The following is a 14,581-nucleotide window of genomic DNA, read 5'->3' as shown; positions in this document are numbered from 1 at the left end:
ATTAATCTCTCATCCAAGTTACTTTCTCACTCATCGGTGTTCTGTTAGCAGTGCCAGCTTCGTTATTATGGTAGCCCATATAAAATAAACCGTAGCATTTCTCATCTTCCTTCAAACCTAAAAATTCTCCTAAGCCACTAATTAAAGGTGGCGAACTCCAATAAGCGCCAATACTTAAGGCTTCGGCAGTTAGTGCCATATTCTGAACTGCACAGGCTGTCGCTGCAATCTCCTCCCAATCTGGCAATTTTCCCGAAAACTTAATGTTTATTGCAAGTATACAAGCTGCCTGATCTGTTTTCTGCGCAAAACTATCGAACTTTTTTTGAAGGAATTTTTCTGCAGGAACAGTTGCTTTATAAATTTCTCCTAATGCTACGCCCAATTTAGATTTTGCTTTGCCTGTTAAAACTGTAAAACGCCAAGGCTGAGTCAATTTATGTGTAGGCGCATAATTGGCACTTTCTAATATTTGTTCAATTAAATCTTCTTCTATTTCCTTTGCAATATAATCGGCCGGAAATACACTTCGGCGATTTTGGATTAGTTTTTTTAAAACTTCGAAATCATTGTTCATAAACCAAAAGTAAATGATTTTACATGGGTTTTAAATCTTAAATTATTTTATTGCTTTTGTATAGCACGGGTATCTTTATTTTAATTGCGTTCTTATCTGCTTAACTTTAGCATAAAATGCGATGCTTTCCTTATCCACCAAAAAATCCATCGTTTCTAACAGCTCATCTTTTATCCAACTGTGTTTTGCGGTTAGATTTGCTAAAATATTTAAACAATGCGATTTAACTGCAACTGGCATTCCTTCATCAATTAACCAAGTAAAAACTGTCTCAACCAATGGTTTGGTATCTATATTTTGAATAATTTCTTTTAGTTCTTTCGAGGCGTTTTTCTTTGTCATTAAGGCTAAAATTTTGCCATAATTCCTACAACAAGAAAGGTTTTTCTGTAAAGAGAATTTTTCTAGAAAAATAAATGCGTAAGGTGTAAATAATGATGGATAGCTAAGGAAAACGTTCTCCAAAATCCAAGATGAGCGAAAGGCAACTTGTTCATTTTGATGAAAATTGAGCGTTAACAGATCAGCTACATCTATCCTCCCATCTTTTGCCATTAAGGCAAAATCTGTTATTTCTTTTTTTGTTAACGGCTTTTCAAATAATCTAACCAACTCAAATTGAGCTATAAAATTTATTTGCGACTGCATTTTTTAATTCTTACCTTTAAGAGAACTTAAAAATATAAATTCTTATGAAAGCTTTCGCATTACCGATGTTAATTACAAGTGCTTTTTTCGCATCTGTTTTTAGCGATGTAAAACCGGTACAAAAAACCAAAATCTTAGTTGACAATTCTCGATTAACATACAATGTAAATGACGATAAAAAGCTTGATGGCGCTTACTTCGTTGAAAACACAAACAGAAAAATTTGGCTGAGAGGAACTTACAAAGAAAACACCAGGGCAGGTAATTGGTATGCTTTTAACAGCGATGGCTCTACCTTTTTAAGGTACAATTATGATTTAAATAAACTGATCGCCTTAGACACAGTAGCTTTAAAAAAAGCCGAAATTTCAATAACTGATAAAAACCCAGACGCTGCAAAAAATGGATCGGTAGTTTTACCTATCTGCTCAATAGACCAATATTCATCATTATTAGGAGAAGCAGCGAAAGCTCAATTCCCAAAAGAAATTGTAGTTTATAATTCGCCAATAGACATCAACATTATTGCAAAAGTTAAATCTAAAACCGATGTATCATACATAATCACTTATCAACATAAAAATAATTGGTATAGTTATCAGTTAAAGGAAAAAGATATGGATTTTAAAATAGATTGGATCCCATCTACTTACGACGGAAAAGATGTAGAAGCAGAATTTAAGGTTGCAACTAAAATTGTGTTTACTAACAACGGTACAGAAAAACAACGTTTCGTTTGGAACTACTAAGAAATACTCAAAACTTAGAGAAAGGGCGGTTTAATCGCCCTTTTTTTATGCCTGATTGTTTTGCTGCTATCTCCATTCAACTTTAAGTTGTTATTAAACGAAATCAATTTTCTTTCACATTAATCGATCATCATACTTTCTGGCATATTCTTTCTACCCTCAACCTTTTTCCGTACCTTTGCGCCTTATTACAAATAATATGATTTCAGTTTCTAATCTTTCCCTTCGTTATGGCAAACGTACTCTTTTCGAAGACGTTAACCTAAAATTTACTTCTGGCAACTGCTATGGTGTAATAGGTGCCAATGGCGCAGGTAAATCTACTTTTCTTAAAATTTTAAGTGGCGAGGTAAGCCAAACATCTGGCTCGGTGGCTTTTACACCGGGCGAACGTATGGCCGTGTTAAAACAAAACCACTACGAATTTGACGAAAATACAGCTATTGAAACCGTTATGATGGGACACAAGGAATTGTACGACATTATGATCGAGAAAGACGCTATTTATTTAAAGGAAGATTTTAGTGATAAAGACGGCGAGCGTGCTGGCGAATTGGAAAATCTTTTTGCGGAGAAAGATGGATGGAATATGGAAAGCAATGCGGCTACTTTGTTAAGTAATTTAGGCATCAAAGAAGAGCATCATTACAAACAGCTAAAGGAATTAGACGGTAACCAAAAGGTTCGTGTTTTATTAGCGCAAGCTTTGTTCGGTAATCCGGATATTTTACTATTAGATGAGCCTACCAACGATTTGGACATTGATACGATTGCTTGGCTAGAGAACTTTTTAGCAGATTACCAAGCTACGGTTTTGGTAGTTAGTCATGACAGGCACTTTTTAGATGCGGTTTGTACGCACATCGTGGATATCGATTTTAGCAAAATGAATATTTATACCGGTAATTATACATTCTGGTACGAGAGTAGCCAATTGGCATTAAAACAGCGTAGCGACCAAAATAAAAAGACAGAAGAAAAAGTTAAGGAACTACAAGAATTTATTAGACGTTTTAGTGCAAATGCTTCTAAATCTAAACAGGCAACTTCACGTAAAAAAGCTTTAGATAAAATAGATATCACCGAAATTAAGGCATCTAGCCGTAAATACCCGGCTATTTTGTTTAACAACTTAGGCAGAGAAGCTGGCGACCAGATTTTACAGGTAGAAAAATTGAGTAAAACCGCTAATGGCGAAGTTTTATTTAAAGATGTTGACTTTATGGTCAACAAAGGCGACAAAATTGCTATTCTCTCGCAAAACAGTTTAGCAACCGCAGCATTTTACGACGTACTTACTGGAAGAGATAAAGATTTTACAGGCGAATTTAAATTCGGTGTAACCATTAGCCCTGCTGACATCCCAAATGATAACACCGAATATTTTGCTGGTAAAGACGAGAACTTGGTAGATTGGTTACGCGAATATTCTGGTACTGATGCCGACGAGCAATTTGTGCGTAGCTTTTTAGGCAGAATGTTGTTTTCTGGCGAAGAAGTTTTAAAGAATGTAAAAGTCCTTTCTGGAGGTGAAAAAATGCGTTGTATGTTCTCAAGAATGATGTTACAACATGCTAACTTTTTAATGTTCGACGAACCTACCAACCACTTGGATTTGGAATCTATTACGGCTTTAAACAACGGCATGAAGGATTTTAGAGGAACAATGTTATTTACTTCTCGAGATCATGCTTTAACAGAATCTGTAGCTACAAGAATTATAGAAATTACGCCAAAAGGAAGTATTGATAGAATGATGACTTACGATGACTACATTAATAATGAAGATGTGGCCAAACTAAGAGCAGAAATGTATAAATAGGTAACAACCAAAAAGAAAAAAGCCTTGATTTTTACGAATCAAGGCTTTTTTTATGTTCATCTTTTTCTCCTTCGTTCTTCAAAATCTTGTATTTTGATTTTTCATCACTCTTAAAAAGTTTGCCAAAAAACAAGAGATGAAATGATTGTGTTCGCAAATACAAATCCTGCGCATCTGCGGATTTATCGTACTTCCGTTTGTACTGCAGTGTTTTATACAACGTGTACAAATAATAACCAATTAATAAAATCGCGAAAAACATTAAAAAAAGAAACTTAATTTCCATATGTCATTATTTATAAACGAATATAGACAAAAAAAAGCACTGCAACAGCCTGATGAAAAACTGTTGCAAATGCTTTAATTAAAAATAACGATGACTCAAAAATAACAAATAAATTTTTAAATGCAACATAATTGCATTTATATTTGTAACATGAAAACTTTAACTCGTCGTTTTAATGCAGACCAACTCGGAATGCTTGCCTCAATTTCTTGCGCTATCCACTGCGCAGCGCTTCCATTTGTGCTTACATTGCTACCATTAATTGGCTTAGAATTTCTGGCCAATAGCTGGGTAGAAATAGTAATGATATTTATTTCGTTGATTTTGGGATGTTACTCCCTATTCAAATCCTATCCCAAGCACAAAAATGTTCTACCAATTACGCTTTTAGCAACAGGTTTTGCTTTTATTTTTTCTGGACATTTTCTATTCCATGAAATAGAATTTATTTTAATCCCTTTGGGCGGTTTTACCATTGCGTTTAGCCATTTCGTAAATTGGAAATTAATGAAGAAATGCAACCACTCGCACCCTACTAATGCTGAAAAAGCTTAGAAATTAGCTAGTGGTAGCAAATACTTTACACGATAATTAATGCAATACAATTGCATATCTTAAATTTGTAAAACGATTGAAATGGTAAAAAAATTAGGATTGCTGTGTGCAGTTTTGGCTATATGCACATTAAACAATGGTTGTGACCATAAGCACCAAGAACTTAATGCTAAAGAAATTTACATAAACTATTTAAAAAGCAGAATTAAAAAATGATTGCTATAAAATCTGTAAAACATAACTATAATGGCCAACAACAGCTAAGCTTTAAAGATTGGGACATTAAAGACGGCGAGCAATGGTTGCTTCTAGGCGAATCTGGAAGCGGTAAAACTACTTTGTTACATATACTAACAGGCATTTTAAAACCTGCGCAAGGCGAAGTAAATATCGACAGCACTTCAATTTATAACTTATCTTCAAAAGAACTCGACCAATTTAGAGGTCGTAAAATTGGAATAATTTTTCAAAGACCGCATTTAATCAAAAGTTTAACCATAACTGAAAACCTCTTGTTGGCACAAAGTTTTGCTAAACTTCCAGAGGATAAAAAACGCATTGATGAAGTTTTAGAGTCTTTAGATATTTTAAGCAAGAAAAATGCTTACCCTAACGAGTTAAGCCAAGGTCAGCTGCAAAGGGTTTCTATTGCCAGAGCAGTAATTAACAAGCCTGCTTTGTTAATTGCCGACGAACCTACCTCTAGTTTAGACGACAAAAATGCAGAAGCCGTTTTAGCATTGCTAATGCAACAATCTGCACTAAACAACGCAACTTTGGTAGTTGCTACACACGACAAAAGAGTTAAAGACGCATTTACAAATACCTATAGTTTAGCATGAGCCCATTAAAAATAAGTTGGAAAAGTTTGTGGTCTAAACCATTATCTGCTTGGTTAAATATTATGCTTATCGCATTCGGAACGGGCATTTTAACAATTTTACTTTTAGCATCTACGCAAATTGAAGAAAAACTAAACAACAACTCGAAAGATATTGATTTAGTTGTAGGTGCAAAAGGAAGTCCGTTACAGTTAATTTTAAGCAGCATTTACTACATCGATTTTCCTACCGGGAATATTCCATTGAAAGAAGCAAACGAGCTTTCTAGAAGTCCGTTTGTTAAACGTGCCACACCTTTAGCGTTAGGCGACAATTATAATGGCGTACGAATTGTGGGTACAGATAGCAATTTTGTAAGTCTTTATGGTTTAAAAACACAAAGTGGAAAATTTTGGAGCGCAAATTTTGAGGCAACTATTGGTGCAACTGTAGCTAAAGAGCAAAATCTAAAAGTTGGCGATACCTTTTTTGGTGCGCATGGGTTAACAGAAGTTAAAGATGTACACGATCACCATGCATACAAGGTGGTAGGTATTTTAGCGCCTCAACAAAATGTTACCGATAACCTTATACTTACCAATGTTGCCAGCATATGGAAAATGCACGATGAAGGCGAGCATGAAGCAGCAGCTGTGGCACACGGAGAACCTGGGCACGTACACACAGACGATGAACATGCGGAAGAAGCGGAATCTTTGGAAGGTAAGGAAATTACCGCATTGTTGATCCAATATCGTTCGCCAATGTCTGTAGCAATGTTTCCACGTATGGTAAACCAAATGACAAGCCTGCAATCTGCTTCACCAGCTATGGAGAGTACGAGGTTGTTCTCGCTAATTGGCGTTGGCGTAGACACATTGCAGTGGTTTGCTGTATTAATTATGCTAATTGCCGCTATTAGTGTATTTGTAAACCTTTATAATTCGTTAAAGGAAAGAAGTTATGATTTGGCGATTATGAGAACCTTAGGTGCATCTAGAACCAAATTGTTTTTTATAGTAATATTAGAAGGATTACTTTTAACCATTGCTGGTACGATAGTTGGATTAGTGCTAGGACATTTTGCCATGGAAATAATTGGACATTACCAAGAAAGTAGCCAAGCTAAGCTTACCGGACGGATTTTCTTAAATAGCGAATTGTACTTGTTGCTTGCTGGCCTAGCTATTGGTATATTTGCTTCTATAATTCCGGCCTTGCGAGCTTACAGATCTAACATCTCTAAAATATTAGCCAAGAATTAAAAATATAACACACAAATAACGATAACGATGAAAAAATTAAGCTTTATACTTTTATTACTTGCTGGTTTCGGCTTTAGCGCAAAGGCACAGCATGATCCGAACGACCAGATTTTATCAGAAAACTGGGATGTAATCGGCAGTGTCGATTTTAAAACTGTTAAGGACACAGAAATGTATGCCATTTTTGGTAACGATATTAAAAAACATGCTAACAAACCCTTTGAATTAGAAGGATACATTGTGCCAATTAAAGATGGCATGAAACAAACCAAGTTTATGTTAAGCACACTTCCAATTAACCAATGTTTTTATTGTGGCAAAAATGGTGTGCCCATTATGGTATTGGTAGAATTGGCAGAGCCGATAAAATTTACCTACCAAACCGTTAAAATTAAAGGTACGCTTAAATTGAGTGCTGGAAATGCGATGGACAACCCTCCTATTAGTTTGCTAAACGCGAAGGCTATATAATGTTGGCTAACGATCCTACAGAAATATTAAAAAGAAACCAGCTTAAAAATACGAAGCAGCGAGTTCGTGTTTTGGAAGAAATTGGAGCTGACGATGCGGCTATTTCCCAACCAGATTTAGAAAAAAAATTAGGTAAGGAAATAGACCGCGTTACCTTATACCGTATTTTAAATGCCTACGAAGACAAAGGCATTTTACACCGAATTATAGACCATAACGGAACGGCTAATTACGCCATCTGCTCATCAAACTGTAGTTCGCACCACCACCAAGATGAGCATGTGCATTTTAATTGCAGTATTTGTGCCAAAGTTTATTGCTTACCAGTTAATGTGCCTCAAATAACTATTCCAAACGGATTTAAAACAGAATCTATAAGTTTTGTTGCCTACGGGGTTTGCGATAAATGCAGCGCAGAAAACTAACAATTTTTTAATCACTACTCGCTACTAATGCTTTTCCGGACAATGCTATTCTGGATTTGCAACTTGCTATTCCGGATTTGTAACCCGAACCCACAGTAGTAAGTTTTACAATCATTTTAAACTATGCGCATTTTTGCCAAAGGGCATTTACTTTGTTATATAAACCCGACAACAGCGTAAATACTTTTTGTAGCACAAGCTCTATTAAACCTCGCAGGTTTGTTCGCAAAAGATTGAAGCGATTGGCGGGGCTGTATTGACAGAAGAGCTACCAGCTAAGTTTTTCTAAACAAAAAAAGCGCCCAAATTGGACGCTTTAATTATTTTTATAGGATCTTAGTGACCCGAATGACCATCTGCGCCATGAGCGTGACCGTGGCTTAACTCATCAGCAGTAGCCTCACGAACAGTAAGGATTTTGCCGGCGAAAATTAAGTTTTTACCAGCCATTGGGTGGTTTAAGTCAACTGAAATGTGTTCTTCGTGAACGCCAGTTACACCAGCACGAAATTGGTTACCTTGGTTATCTTGTAAAGGGATAACATCGCCAACGTTTGGTAAGTCTGGTCCGGCTTCTGTAAACATGCTTTTAGGCAAATCTACATGAGCAGTAGCATCTATTTCGCCATAACCGTCTGCAGCAGAAAGCTCGAAACTGTATTCGTCGCCAGCTTTTAAGCCAGTTAAATGTTCTTCAAATTTAGGTAACATCATACCTACACCGTACAAAAATACAAGTGGTTGTTCTTCGGTAGCTTTTTCAACAAAAACTTGCTGACCTTCTGGCGTAGTAGTGTGTAGTTCGTAAGTTAAAGAAACTACAGTGTTCGAATTAATATTCATACTATTGTTTTAATTTATAAAATTTAATGCTTCGCTAACTGTGCCCACAGGTAGCTGACATGTTTTGTTGCGGCAAATATAGATTTTTGTTTCGTCGCTTTGCTTATCTTTTAACAAAGGCAGGTCACTTTTTGTTCCGCCTAATGTAATTTTATTAGGTATGTAGAAGTTATTTAGCTCAGATTTAACATGCTGAGCTTCATTACCAGTTATAGCAATTTCATTAATGCCGTAAACCTCGTTTAGTAATTGAATACTCCAATTTGAATAAGCAGAACCATAGCTTTTAATACGTGGTAGTACCGATTTTAGCATAGCTGATGCTTTTTCTCGATAACTTTCCTCATCAAAAAACAGCCCTAATTTTTGCAGGTTTTGCGCCATAACCGAGTTTGAGGCAGGAATTACGTTATCCATCACTTCGTGTTTGCGGGCAATTAATTCTTCGCCATTAGTTGCGGTATAAAAAAACATTTCGCTTTCTGGATCTGTAAAATTGGCGATAACATAATTAGCTAAAGCTTTTGCTTCTTGCAACCATTCTTCATTAAAATCAGCCTGGTAAAGCGCAATTAGTGCGTCTATCATAAAAGCATAATCATCTAAAAAGCCAGTAATGCTTGCTTTACCGTTTTTGTAGTTTCTGTATAAACCCCCATTTGGCGAAACCATGTTTTCTAAAATAAACTCGGTTGCAGTTTTTGCAGTTTGATAATATAAATCGGATGATAATACCTGCGATGCATCTATAAAAGCTTTAATCATCATGGCATTCCATGCTGTTAGGCATTTATCGTCTAAGCCGGGACGAATACGATTACTTCTTGCATCGAGTAGTTTGGCCTTTGCTAATGCTATTTTTTGGTAAAGTATTTCTTCTGTGATATTATACTTATCGGTAAAATAAACATCGTCTTTGTTTCTGCGGAGAATATTTGTTTCTTCCTCTTCCCAATTCCCTTCTGCGGTTACATCGAAATATTCGGCTAAAAGCTCTGCATCGTCACCTACAACTTTATCAAATTCTATCTTATCCCAAACGTAAAACTTACCTTCTACACCTTCGCTGTCAGCATCTAAAGCCGAATAGAATAAACCATTTTCGGCCGTCATTTCGCGGTATATCCAATCTATGGTATCTACAATAACTTGCACAAAAGGTTTAAATTTTAAGCATTGATAAGCTTCTGCATATAAGCTAACTAACTGCGCATTATCATATAGCATTTTCTCGAAATGTGGCACATGCCATTTGTCGTCTACGCTGTAACGAGCAAAACCGCCACCAACTTGGTCATAAATACCGCCCATGCTCATTTTTTCGAGCGTGGTGCAAGTAGGCATAAAAGTAGCTTCTTCAGCCTTTAAAAAGCTGTATCTTAATAAAAAGCTCCAATTATTTGGCAAAGGAAATTTCGGCGCTCTGTTGTAGCCACCTTGATCCGTATCAAAATGACGTTTCCAAGGTTCCACAATTTCAATTAACTGATCTTCCGAAAACTCGAGTTCTGTGTTTACATCGATGATTTTTTCTGCTTGTCGTATGCCATCTGTTAATCGCTCTGCGTAATTAATAGCTTTAGCAGGTTCATTTGCCCAAAGTCCAGCAACGTTTTCTAAAATATTAATCCAATCGTCTTTTCTAAAATAAGTACCACCATAAATGGGGCGCTGATCTGGCAAACAAACGGCATTTAGGGGCCATCCGCCGTTTCCGTTCATCAATTGTACAGCCAGCATATAAATCTGGTCGATGTCTGGACGCTCTTCCCTATCTACTTTAATGCAAACAAAATGTTTGTTCATTACCTCAGCCACTTCAAAATTCTCGAAACTCTCGTGCTCCATTACGTGGCACCAATGGCAGGCAGAATAACCAATACTTACTAAAATAAGCTTGTTTTCGTCTTTTGCTTTTGCTAATGCTTCGGCATTCCATTCGTGCCATTCTACAGGATTATAGGCATGTTGCAACAAATACGGAGACGAAGCGTGGATCAGTTTATTGGGTTCTTGCATACTATAAAGGTAGAAGGTTTGAGGTTTAAGGCAAAAGGTCTTGCAAAATTATATATTATCTATTAACCTATCGGATTTTGTTTTGTTTTTATACTTTTAGGTGTAAATGTTTTGATGGATGAACTTACAGCCTCCGAACCTTTAAACTCAATATTATGAAAATAACCCACACCGAAATTTATCGCTTTAGTATACCAATGGAGCCTTTTGTAATTGCAACCGGAACCATGCACTTTGCACAAAATGTATTAATTAGAATTTATACTGACGCCGGTTTACACGGTGTGGGCGAGTGTTCTGCTTTTCCGATGATTGTTGGCGAAACGCAGGAAACCTGTTTAGCGATGGCCAAGGATTTTGCTAAAATATTAGTTGGAAAAGATCCCTTAGCGATACCAGATAGAATGGCAGACCTTTTGGCTTATGCCGATCATAACGCTACCATAAAAAGTGCATTTGACATGGCATTGTTTGATATTTCAGCAAAGCATGCGAATTTACCACTTTACCAATTTCTAGGCGGACACAAACGCACCATAGAAACCGATATGACTATAGGTATCGACACACCAGAAGGAATGGCTAAAAAGGCTTTAGAATATAGGGCTAATGGTTGCAATATTATTAAAATTAAACTAGGAAAAAACGTACACGATGATATAGAACGGGTAAAACAAATAAGAGCTGCCGTAGGCGATGATATGATTTTACGCTTGGACGCCAATCAAGGTTGGAGTTTTGACGATGCATTATTTGCCCTAGGCGAACTGGTTAAAGAAAAAATAGAGTTTTGCGAACAGCCGATGCGAACTTGGTATGATGATAAATTGCCGGAGTTAGCACTTAACTCGCCCATTAAAATTATGGCCGATGAGAGTTGCTACAACCACCATGATGCCAGAAAACTGATAAACACACAATCTTGCGAATACTTAAATATTAAATTTGCCAAATCTGGAGGCATTTTAGAAGCGCAGAAAATACACGAAGAAGCCTTACAACATGGCATAAAATGTATGATTGGAAGCATGCTAGAAAGCAGAATAGCGCTAACCGCTAACTTGCACTTTGCATTGGCCAGCCCGAATGTTGAATTTTTCGATTTAGATACTTGTTTATTGGGCCATTTGGTAGATCCGGTTATTGGCGGACTAAGCTACGATGGTTACCTGTTGGATGTGCCTGATACCATTGGTATTGGTGCAGATGCAGATGAAGAGTTTCTGAAAACCTGCGAAAAGTGGATCGTTTAGTTTTTTAGTTGGTTAGTTGGTTGGTTGGTTGGTTAGTTGGTTAGTTTTTTTGATTTTTTGAGCGTGTTGGTATAGGTTAAATCGGCGTTCGTCGATAATGCTAAAGCCTTGGTATAAAGGTTAGAAATGTGGTGCAACGTTTTCATGGTAAGGGCGTCTTAATAACAAAACCCTAACAAATTATAGAAATCATGAAAACTTCAATCAAAACCCTTTTTGCTACTGGCTTAATCGCGTTAGCAACATCATTATCAACAGTTTACGCAAACGATATTATTAAATCAGAAAACACCATTTCTGCGAGTTCCGTTAACATCGCTAGCATCAAAAAACTTATTATAAAAGGTAATGTAGAAGTTACCATTAGCCAAGACAGGAACTCGAATGTTTTGTATACCAACGAAGGAAGCCAAAACGTACTAGTAAAAAAACTAGGCAACACTATTTTTGTTAGCTCAACTGATAATGCTAAAATCACGCTGTTTATAGATGACATTTACAGATTAGAAGTTGCTGACGATGCTGTAGTAAATAGCAAAAACACACTATCGCTAAAATACCTACAAGTATTTTTGGCAGATAACGCTAAACTAGGCTTAAATGCTAAAACCGAAGATTTATATACTAATATTAAAAACAATGCTAACCTATCGTTAAGCGGAAAAACAGGTAAATACAAAATTTCAATGGATAAATCGTGCAAATTTGAAGTAAGCAGATTTAACTCTAAAAGCACCGAAATGAATTCTGAAGTTTACATTTCAAGGAAATAAACCAAACATTTTAATTTTAGCCTTTCCGAAAATCGGGAAGGCTTTTCTATTGGATTAGCATTTCAGCGAAATCCAAACTATCTCCGTTAAATGCGTTAAAATCTACCACGTGATTGATACCGTTAATCCGAGCTTTGTCAGAATGTTGCCAAAACTTCCATGCTTTATCGCTTAACTTTAGCTTAGGCTGATAATAATGCGCCACCCAAAGTGGATATCCATCGTAAAAACCTTGCAGATTATCTTGGTAGAACTTTAAGCCCGAATAAATAATAGGTTTAACCTTGGTTTTCTCTTCTACACGAATGATAAAAGCGTTCAGCTCGGTGCGCATTTTTTCTGGCGAAACACCATCCAGGCTTTCTACGTCTACCACTGGAGGCAAATCGCCAGCTTCAAATTTAGCTGTTTGCAAAAAGAAATTAGCCTGCCATAAACCCGAGCGTTGCGGACGGAAGAAATGATAGGCACCAACTTTTAAACCCACTTTTGGTGCTTCTCGCCAATTTCGTTGAAAATAAGGATCAACCAGCAAAAGGCCTTCGGTAGCTTTGATAAATGCAAAAGAAACTTTAACCCCATCCTCTTCCATTGCCTTAACTTTTTGCCAGTTGATTTTACCTTGATAATAGGAAACATCAATACCATGTATGTTATGTTTTTTAGGGATTTTTATGTCGAAGCTTTTATAGGTTCTGTAGTTTTTATCCTCGCCCCAATGTGTTAAACTAAACCAAGTTGCCGATGCAAATTTTAAGATGTAGCCGTAGTAAAATGGAGAAAGTAAAACCAATAACAAACCCACCAAGGCTATTTTCCATCCATTTACAATTGGTTTGGCTTTAGTTTTTCGAGTGGTTGGTTTTCTTGCTACGGGCTTTTTCTTCGGTGGAGGCATTTTGCAAAATTGGGAAAAAATTATGGCTTGGATAATTTTAGTTGATGAATTATAAACGAATTATGGGAAACCGTAAAAATTTGATGGAAGTAATTTTTAGTTTGCGATTGGCTATTGAACTGCGAATTTTTAATAGTTAAATTTTAATTAATAATCGGAAGACAAACGTGTATATTCGTTTATAAACGTTTAAACACAACTAGGTTGCGCCAAGCCGCAAGTTAGCAGAAAGCCTATGACAGAACAACGCGACATAAAAACATTTGACGATTTGAGTGAAAAATATTCGACTTGGATAATCAAGTACTGTTCGAAAAGTTTTGAAAGTTCTTTATTTTTAGTTTGGTATACTGATACAGATGAAAACAGTACAGACAGGCTTTTGACCTTTAAAAATGGGGAAATATTTGCAGTTACATCTCTGACAAAGTTAAAAGCAACAATTTTATCTTCGGTTGACAAACTAATCGAATTTGAAAATCTTAATTCTTGGCTTGAGAATTTCAACGATTTAGAAGTTACAGAATATTGTATTTACGACATCGCCAAAATCTTAGGAGAAATTGATAAAAGCAATTTGGACATCGAAACGGTTGAAGGCTTTGCAAACTTCGTGAACTTATTTGGCGATTTTATTAATCAGGACGAAAGAAATTCCAACCTTCAAGTTTTTGCTGACAATGAATTAATAAAAGAAGTGTGGAATTACTTCTATGATTTTATCTTTTGGCCAAGGCTCAACGACAAAGAAAAATTTGAAACGTGGGACAGACCGAAATTGGAAATTGATACAAAAGAATTATTTGTAAAATTAAACGATATAGTAAAAATATTTGATAACAATATTAGACAGACAGAAAAGGCCATCTGCTAACGAGGGTTTTGCAATAGTGGGGCGAAACTGCTAAATTCAAGTTCAGTTCTTCGATTGAACTTTTGTGCAAAATTGAAGATTTGTGCTTCGATTGCCCCACCATCGCAAAGCCCCGAAACGTTGGCAGTAATTTTACAGAGACAGCAGAAATGAACAATCCGACAAGACGAAATAAGAATATTGGAACTGCTAAACAAGGTTTTGGACAGAATAATAAATTGACAATTCCTGAATCTTGTGGCGTATTGAAGAGTTTTTATGAAAGACTTGTTGACTACCAAAAATTCAAATCGGTTATCAAT

At 36.3% G+C, this 14,581-nt stretch carries 16 protein-coding genes; 10 read left to right on the top strand and 6 right to left on the bottom strand.

Annotated elements, in window-relative coordinates; translation table 11 throughout:
- Window position 1: 1 nt before the first annotated feature.
- A complete protein-coding gene (locus DUT69_RS17650; RefSeq protein WP_113654604.1) occupies window positions 2-577 on the bottom strand; it encodes a nitroreductase family protein in 576 nt (191 codons plus the stop codon).
- Between the two features lie 75 nt (window positions 578-652).
- Window positions 653-1,225, bottom strand: coding sequence for a hypothetical protein (locus DUT69_RS17645; protein ID WP_113654603.1), 573 nt, complete (start codon window positions 1,223-1,225; stop codon window positions 653-655).
- 44 nt (window positions 1,226-1,269) lie between these two features.
- Here DUT69_RS17645 and DUT69_RS17640 point away from each other — a divergent pair, with 44 nt between their 5' ends.
- A complete protein-coding gene (locus DUT69_RS17640) occupies window positions 1,270-1,974 on the top strand; it encodes a hypothetical protein (RefSeq protein ID WP_113654602.1) in 705 nt (234 codons plus the stop codon).
- A gap of 199 nt (window positions 1,975-2,173) precedes the next feature.
- A complete protein-coding gene (locus tag DUT69_RS17635) occupies window positions 2,174-3,796 on the top strand; it encodes an ABC-F family ATP-binding cassette domain-containing protein (protein ID WP_113654601.1) in 1,623 nt (540 codons plus the stop codon).
- Window positions 3,797-3,827: 31 nt separating this feature from the next.
- On the opposite strand, the gene DUT69_RS17630 is transcribed toward DUT69_RS17635, so the two are convergent.
- Entirely contained in the window at window positions 3,828-4,082 is a 255-nt protein-coding gene (locus DUT69_RS17630) for a hypothetical protein (RefSeq protein ID WP_113654600.1), read from the bottom strand.
- Between the two features lie 150 nt (window positions 4,083-4,232).
- Between DUT69_RS17630 and DUT69_RS17625 the strand changes: the two genes are divergently transcribed.
- The 5 genes from DUT69_RS17625 (at window position 4,233) to DUT69_RS17605 (ending at window position 7,619) form a co-directional block, all read left to right on the top strand.
- Window positions 4,233-4,637, top strand: coding sequence for a MerC domain-containing protein (locus tag DUT69_RS17625; protein WP_113654599.1), 405 nt, complete (start codon window positions 4,233-4,235; stop codon window positions 4,635-4,637).
- Between the two features lie 212 nt (window positions 4,638-4,849).
- The gene (locus DUT69_RS17620) at window positions 4,850-5,479 is read left to right on the top strand and encodes an ABC transporter ATP-binding protein (protein WP_113654598.1); all 630 of its coding nucleotides are present in this window, start codon (window positions 4,850-4,852) and stop codon (window positions 5,477-5,479) included.
- Window positions 5,476-6,723, top strand: coding sequence for an ABC transporter permease (locus tag DUT69_RS17615; protein WP_113654597.1), 1,248 nt, complete (start codon window positions 5,476-5,478; stop codon window positions 6,721-6,723). Before DUT69_RS17620 ends, DUT69_RS17615 begins: the two co-directional genes overlap by 4 nt.
- A gap of 27 nt (window positions 6,724-6,750) precedes the next feature.
- On the top strand, window positions 6,751-7,194 hold the full coding sequence (locus tag DUT69_RS17610) for a hypothetical protein (protein ID WP_113654596.1): 444 nt from the start codon (window positions 6,751-6,753) through the stop codon (window positions 7,192-7,194).
- On the top strand, window positions 7,194-7,619 hold the full coding sequence (locus tag DUT69_RS17605) for a Fur family transcriptional regulator (protein WP_205314301.1): 426 nt from the start codon (window positions 7,194-7,196) through the stop codon (window positions 7,617-7,619). Before DUT69_RS17610 ends, DUT69_RS17605 begins: the two co-directional genes overlap by 1 nt.
- A 336-nt stretch (window positions 7,620-7,955) precedes the next feature.
- On the opposite strand, the gene DUT69_RS17600 is transcribed toward DUT69_RS17605, so the two are convergent.
- A complete protein-coding gene (locus DUT69_RS17600) occupies window positions 7,956-8,462 on the bottom strand; it encodes an FKBP-type peptidyl-prolyl cis-trans isomerase (RefSeq protein WP_113654595.1) in 507 nt (168 codons plus the stop codon).
- A 9-nt stretch (window positions 8,463-8,471) separates the two neighbouring features.
- On the bottom strand, window positions 8,472-10,481 hold the full coding sequence (locus DUT69_RS17595) for a thioredoxin domain-containing protein (protein WP_113654594.1): 2,010 nt from the start codon (window positions 10,479-10,481) through the stop codon (window positions 8,472-8,474).
- 155 nt (window positions 10,482-10,636) lie between these two features.
- Between DUT69_RS17595 and DUT69_RS17590 the strand changes: the two genes are divergently transcribed.
- Window positions 10,637-11,734 (top strand): mandelate racemase/muconate lactonizing enzyme family protein, encoded by a 1,098-nt coding sequence (locus DUT69_RS17590; RefSeq protein ID WP_113654593.1) that lies wholly within the window; start codon window positions 10,637-10,639, stop codon window positions 11,732-11,734.
- Window positions 11,735-11,925: 191 nt separating this feature from the next.
- On the top strand, window positions 11,926-12,507 hold the full coding sequence (locus DUT69_RS17585; protein WP_113654592.1) for a GIN domain-containing protein: 582 nt from the start codon (window positions 11,926-11,928) through the stop codon (window positions 12,505-12,507).
- Between the two features lie 46 nt (window positions 12,508-12,553).
- On the opposite strand, the gene DUT69_RS17580 is transcribed toward DUT69_RS17585, so the two are convergent.
- Window positions 12,554-13,405, bottom strand: coding sequence for a glycoside hydrolase family 25 protein (locus DUT69_RS17580; RefSeq protein WP_113654591.1), 852 nt, complete (start codon window positions 13,403-13,405; stop codon window positions 12,554-12,556).
- Window positions 13,406-13,640: 235 nt separating this feature from the next.
- Here DUT69_RS17580 and DUT69_RS17575 point away from each other — a divergent pair, with 235 nt between their 5' ends.
- The gene (locus tag DUT69_RS17575; RefSeq protein ID WP_113654590.1) at window positions 13,641-14,279 is read left to right on the top strand and encodes a hypothetical protein; all 639 of its coding nucleotides are present in this window, start codon (window positions 13,641-13,643) and stop codon (window positions 14,277-14,279) included.
- The last annotated feature ends 302 nt before the right edge of the window (window positions 14,280-14,581 follow it).

Source organism: Pedobacter namyangjuensis (assembly GCF_003313325.1).
Taxonomy (GTDB): Bacteria; Bacteroidota; Bacteroidia; order Sphingobacteriales; family Sphingobacteriaceae; genus Pedobacter; species Pedobacter namyangjuensis.
The sequence above is the reverse complement of the archived record's forward strand: the minus strand, read 5'-3'. Positions and strand labels throughout refer to the sequence as shown.

Bases quoted from the DNA above. Each gene is read 5' to 3' on its own strand.
- DUT69_RS17590 (WP_113654593.1), top strand. From the start codon at position 10,637: ATGAAAATAACCCACACCGAAATTTATCGCTTTAGTATACCAATGGAG.
- DUT69_RS17605 (WP_205314301.1), top strand. From the start codon at position 7,194: ATGTTGGCTAACGATCCTACAGAAATATTAAAAAGAAACCAGCTTAAA.
- DUT69_RS17650 (WP_113654604.1), bottom strand. From the start codon at position 577: ATGAACAATGATTTCGAAGTTTTAAAAAAACTAATCCAAAATCGCCGA.
- DUT69_RS17600 (WP_113654595.1), bottom strand. From the start codon at position 8,462: ATGAATATTAATTCGAACACTGTAGTTTCTTTAACTTACGAACTACAC.
- DUT69_RS17635 (WP_113654601.1), top strand. From the start codon at position 2,174: ATGATTTCAGTTTCTAATCTTTCCCTTCGTTATGGCAAACGTACTCTT.
- DUT69_RS17610 (WP_113654596.1), top strand. From the start codon at position 6,751: ATGAAAAAATTAAGCTTTATACTTTTATTACTTGCTGGTTTCGGCTTT.
- DUT69_RS17630 (WP_113654600.1), bottom strand. From the start codon at position 4,082: ATGGAAATTAAGTTTCTTTTTTTAATGTTTTTCGCGATTTTATTAATT.
- DUT69_RS17645 (WP_113654603.1), bottom strand. From the start codon at position 1,225: ATGCAGTCGCAAATAAATTTTATAGCTCAATTTGAGTTGGTTAGATTA.
- DUT69_RS17595 (WP_113654594.1), bottom strand. From the start codon at position 10,481: ATGCAAGAACCCAATAAACTGATCCACGCTTCGTCTCCGTATTTGTTG.
- DUT69_RS17615 (WP_113654597.1), top strand. From the start codon at position 5,476: ATGAGCCCATTAAAAATAAGTTGGAAAAGTTTGTGGTCTAAACCATTA.
- DUT69_RS17580 (WP_113654591.1), bottom strand. From the start codon at position 13,405: ATGCCTCCACCGAAGAAAAAGCCCGTAGCAAGAAAACCAACCACTCGA.
- DUT69_RS17575 (WP_113654590.1), top strand. From the start codon at position 13,641: ATGACAGAACAACGCGACATAAAAACATTTGACGATTTGAGTGAAAAA.
- DUT69_RS17640 (WP_113654602.1), top strand. From the start codon at position 1,270: ATGAAAGCTTTCGCATTACCGATGTTAATTACAAGTGCTTTTTTCGCA.
- DUT69_RS17620 (WP_113654598.1), top strand. From the start codon at position 4,850: ATGATTGCTATAAAATCTGTAAAACATAACTATAATGGCCAACAACAG.
- DUT69_RS17585 (WP_113654592.1), top strand. From the start codon at position 11,926: ATGAAAACTTCAATCAAAACCCTTTTTGCTACTGGCTTAATCGCGTTA.
- DUT69_RS17625 (WP_113654599.1), top strand. From the start codon at position 4,233: ATGAAAACTTTAACTCGTCGTTTTAATGCAGACCAACTCGGAATGCTT.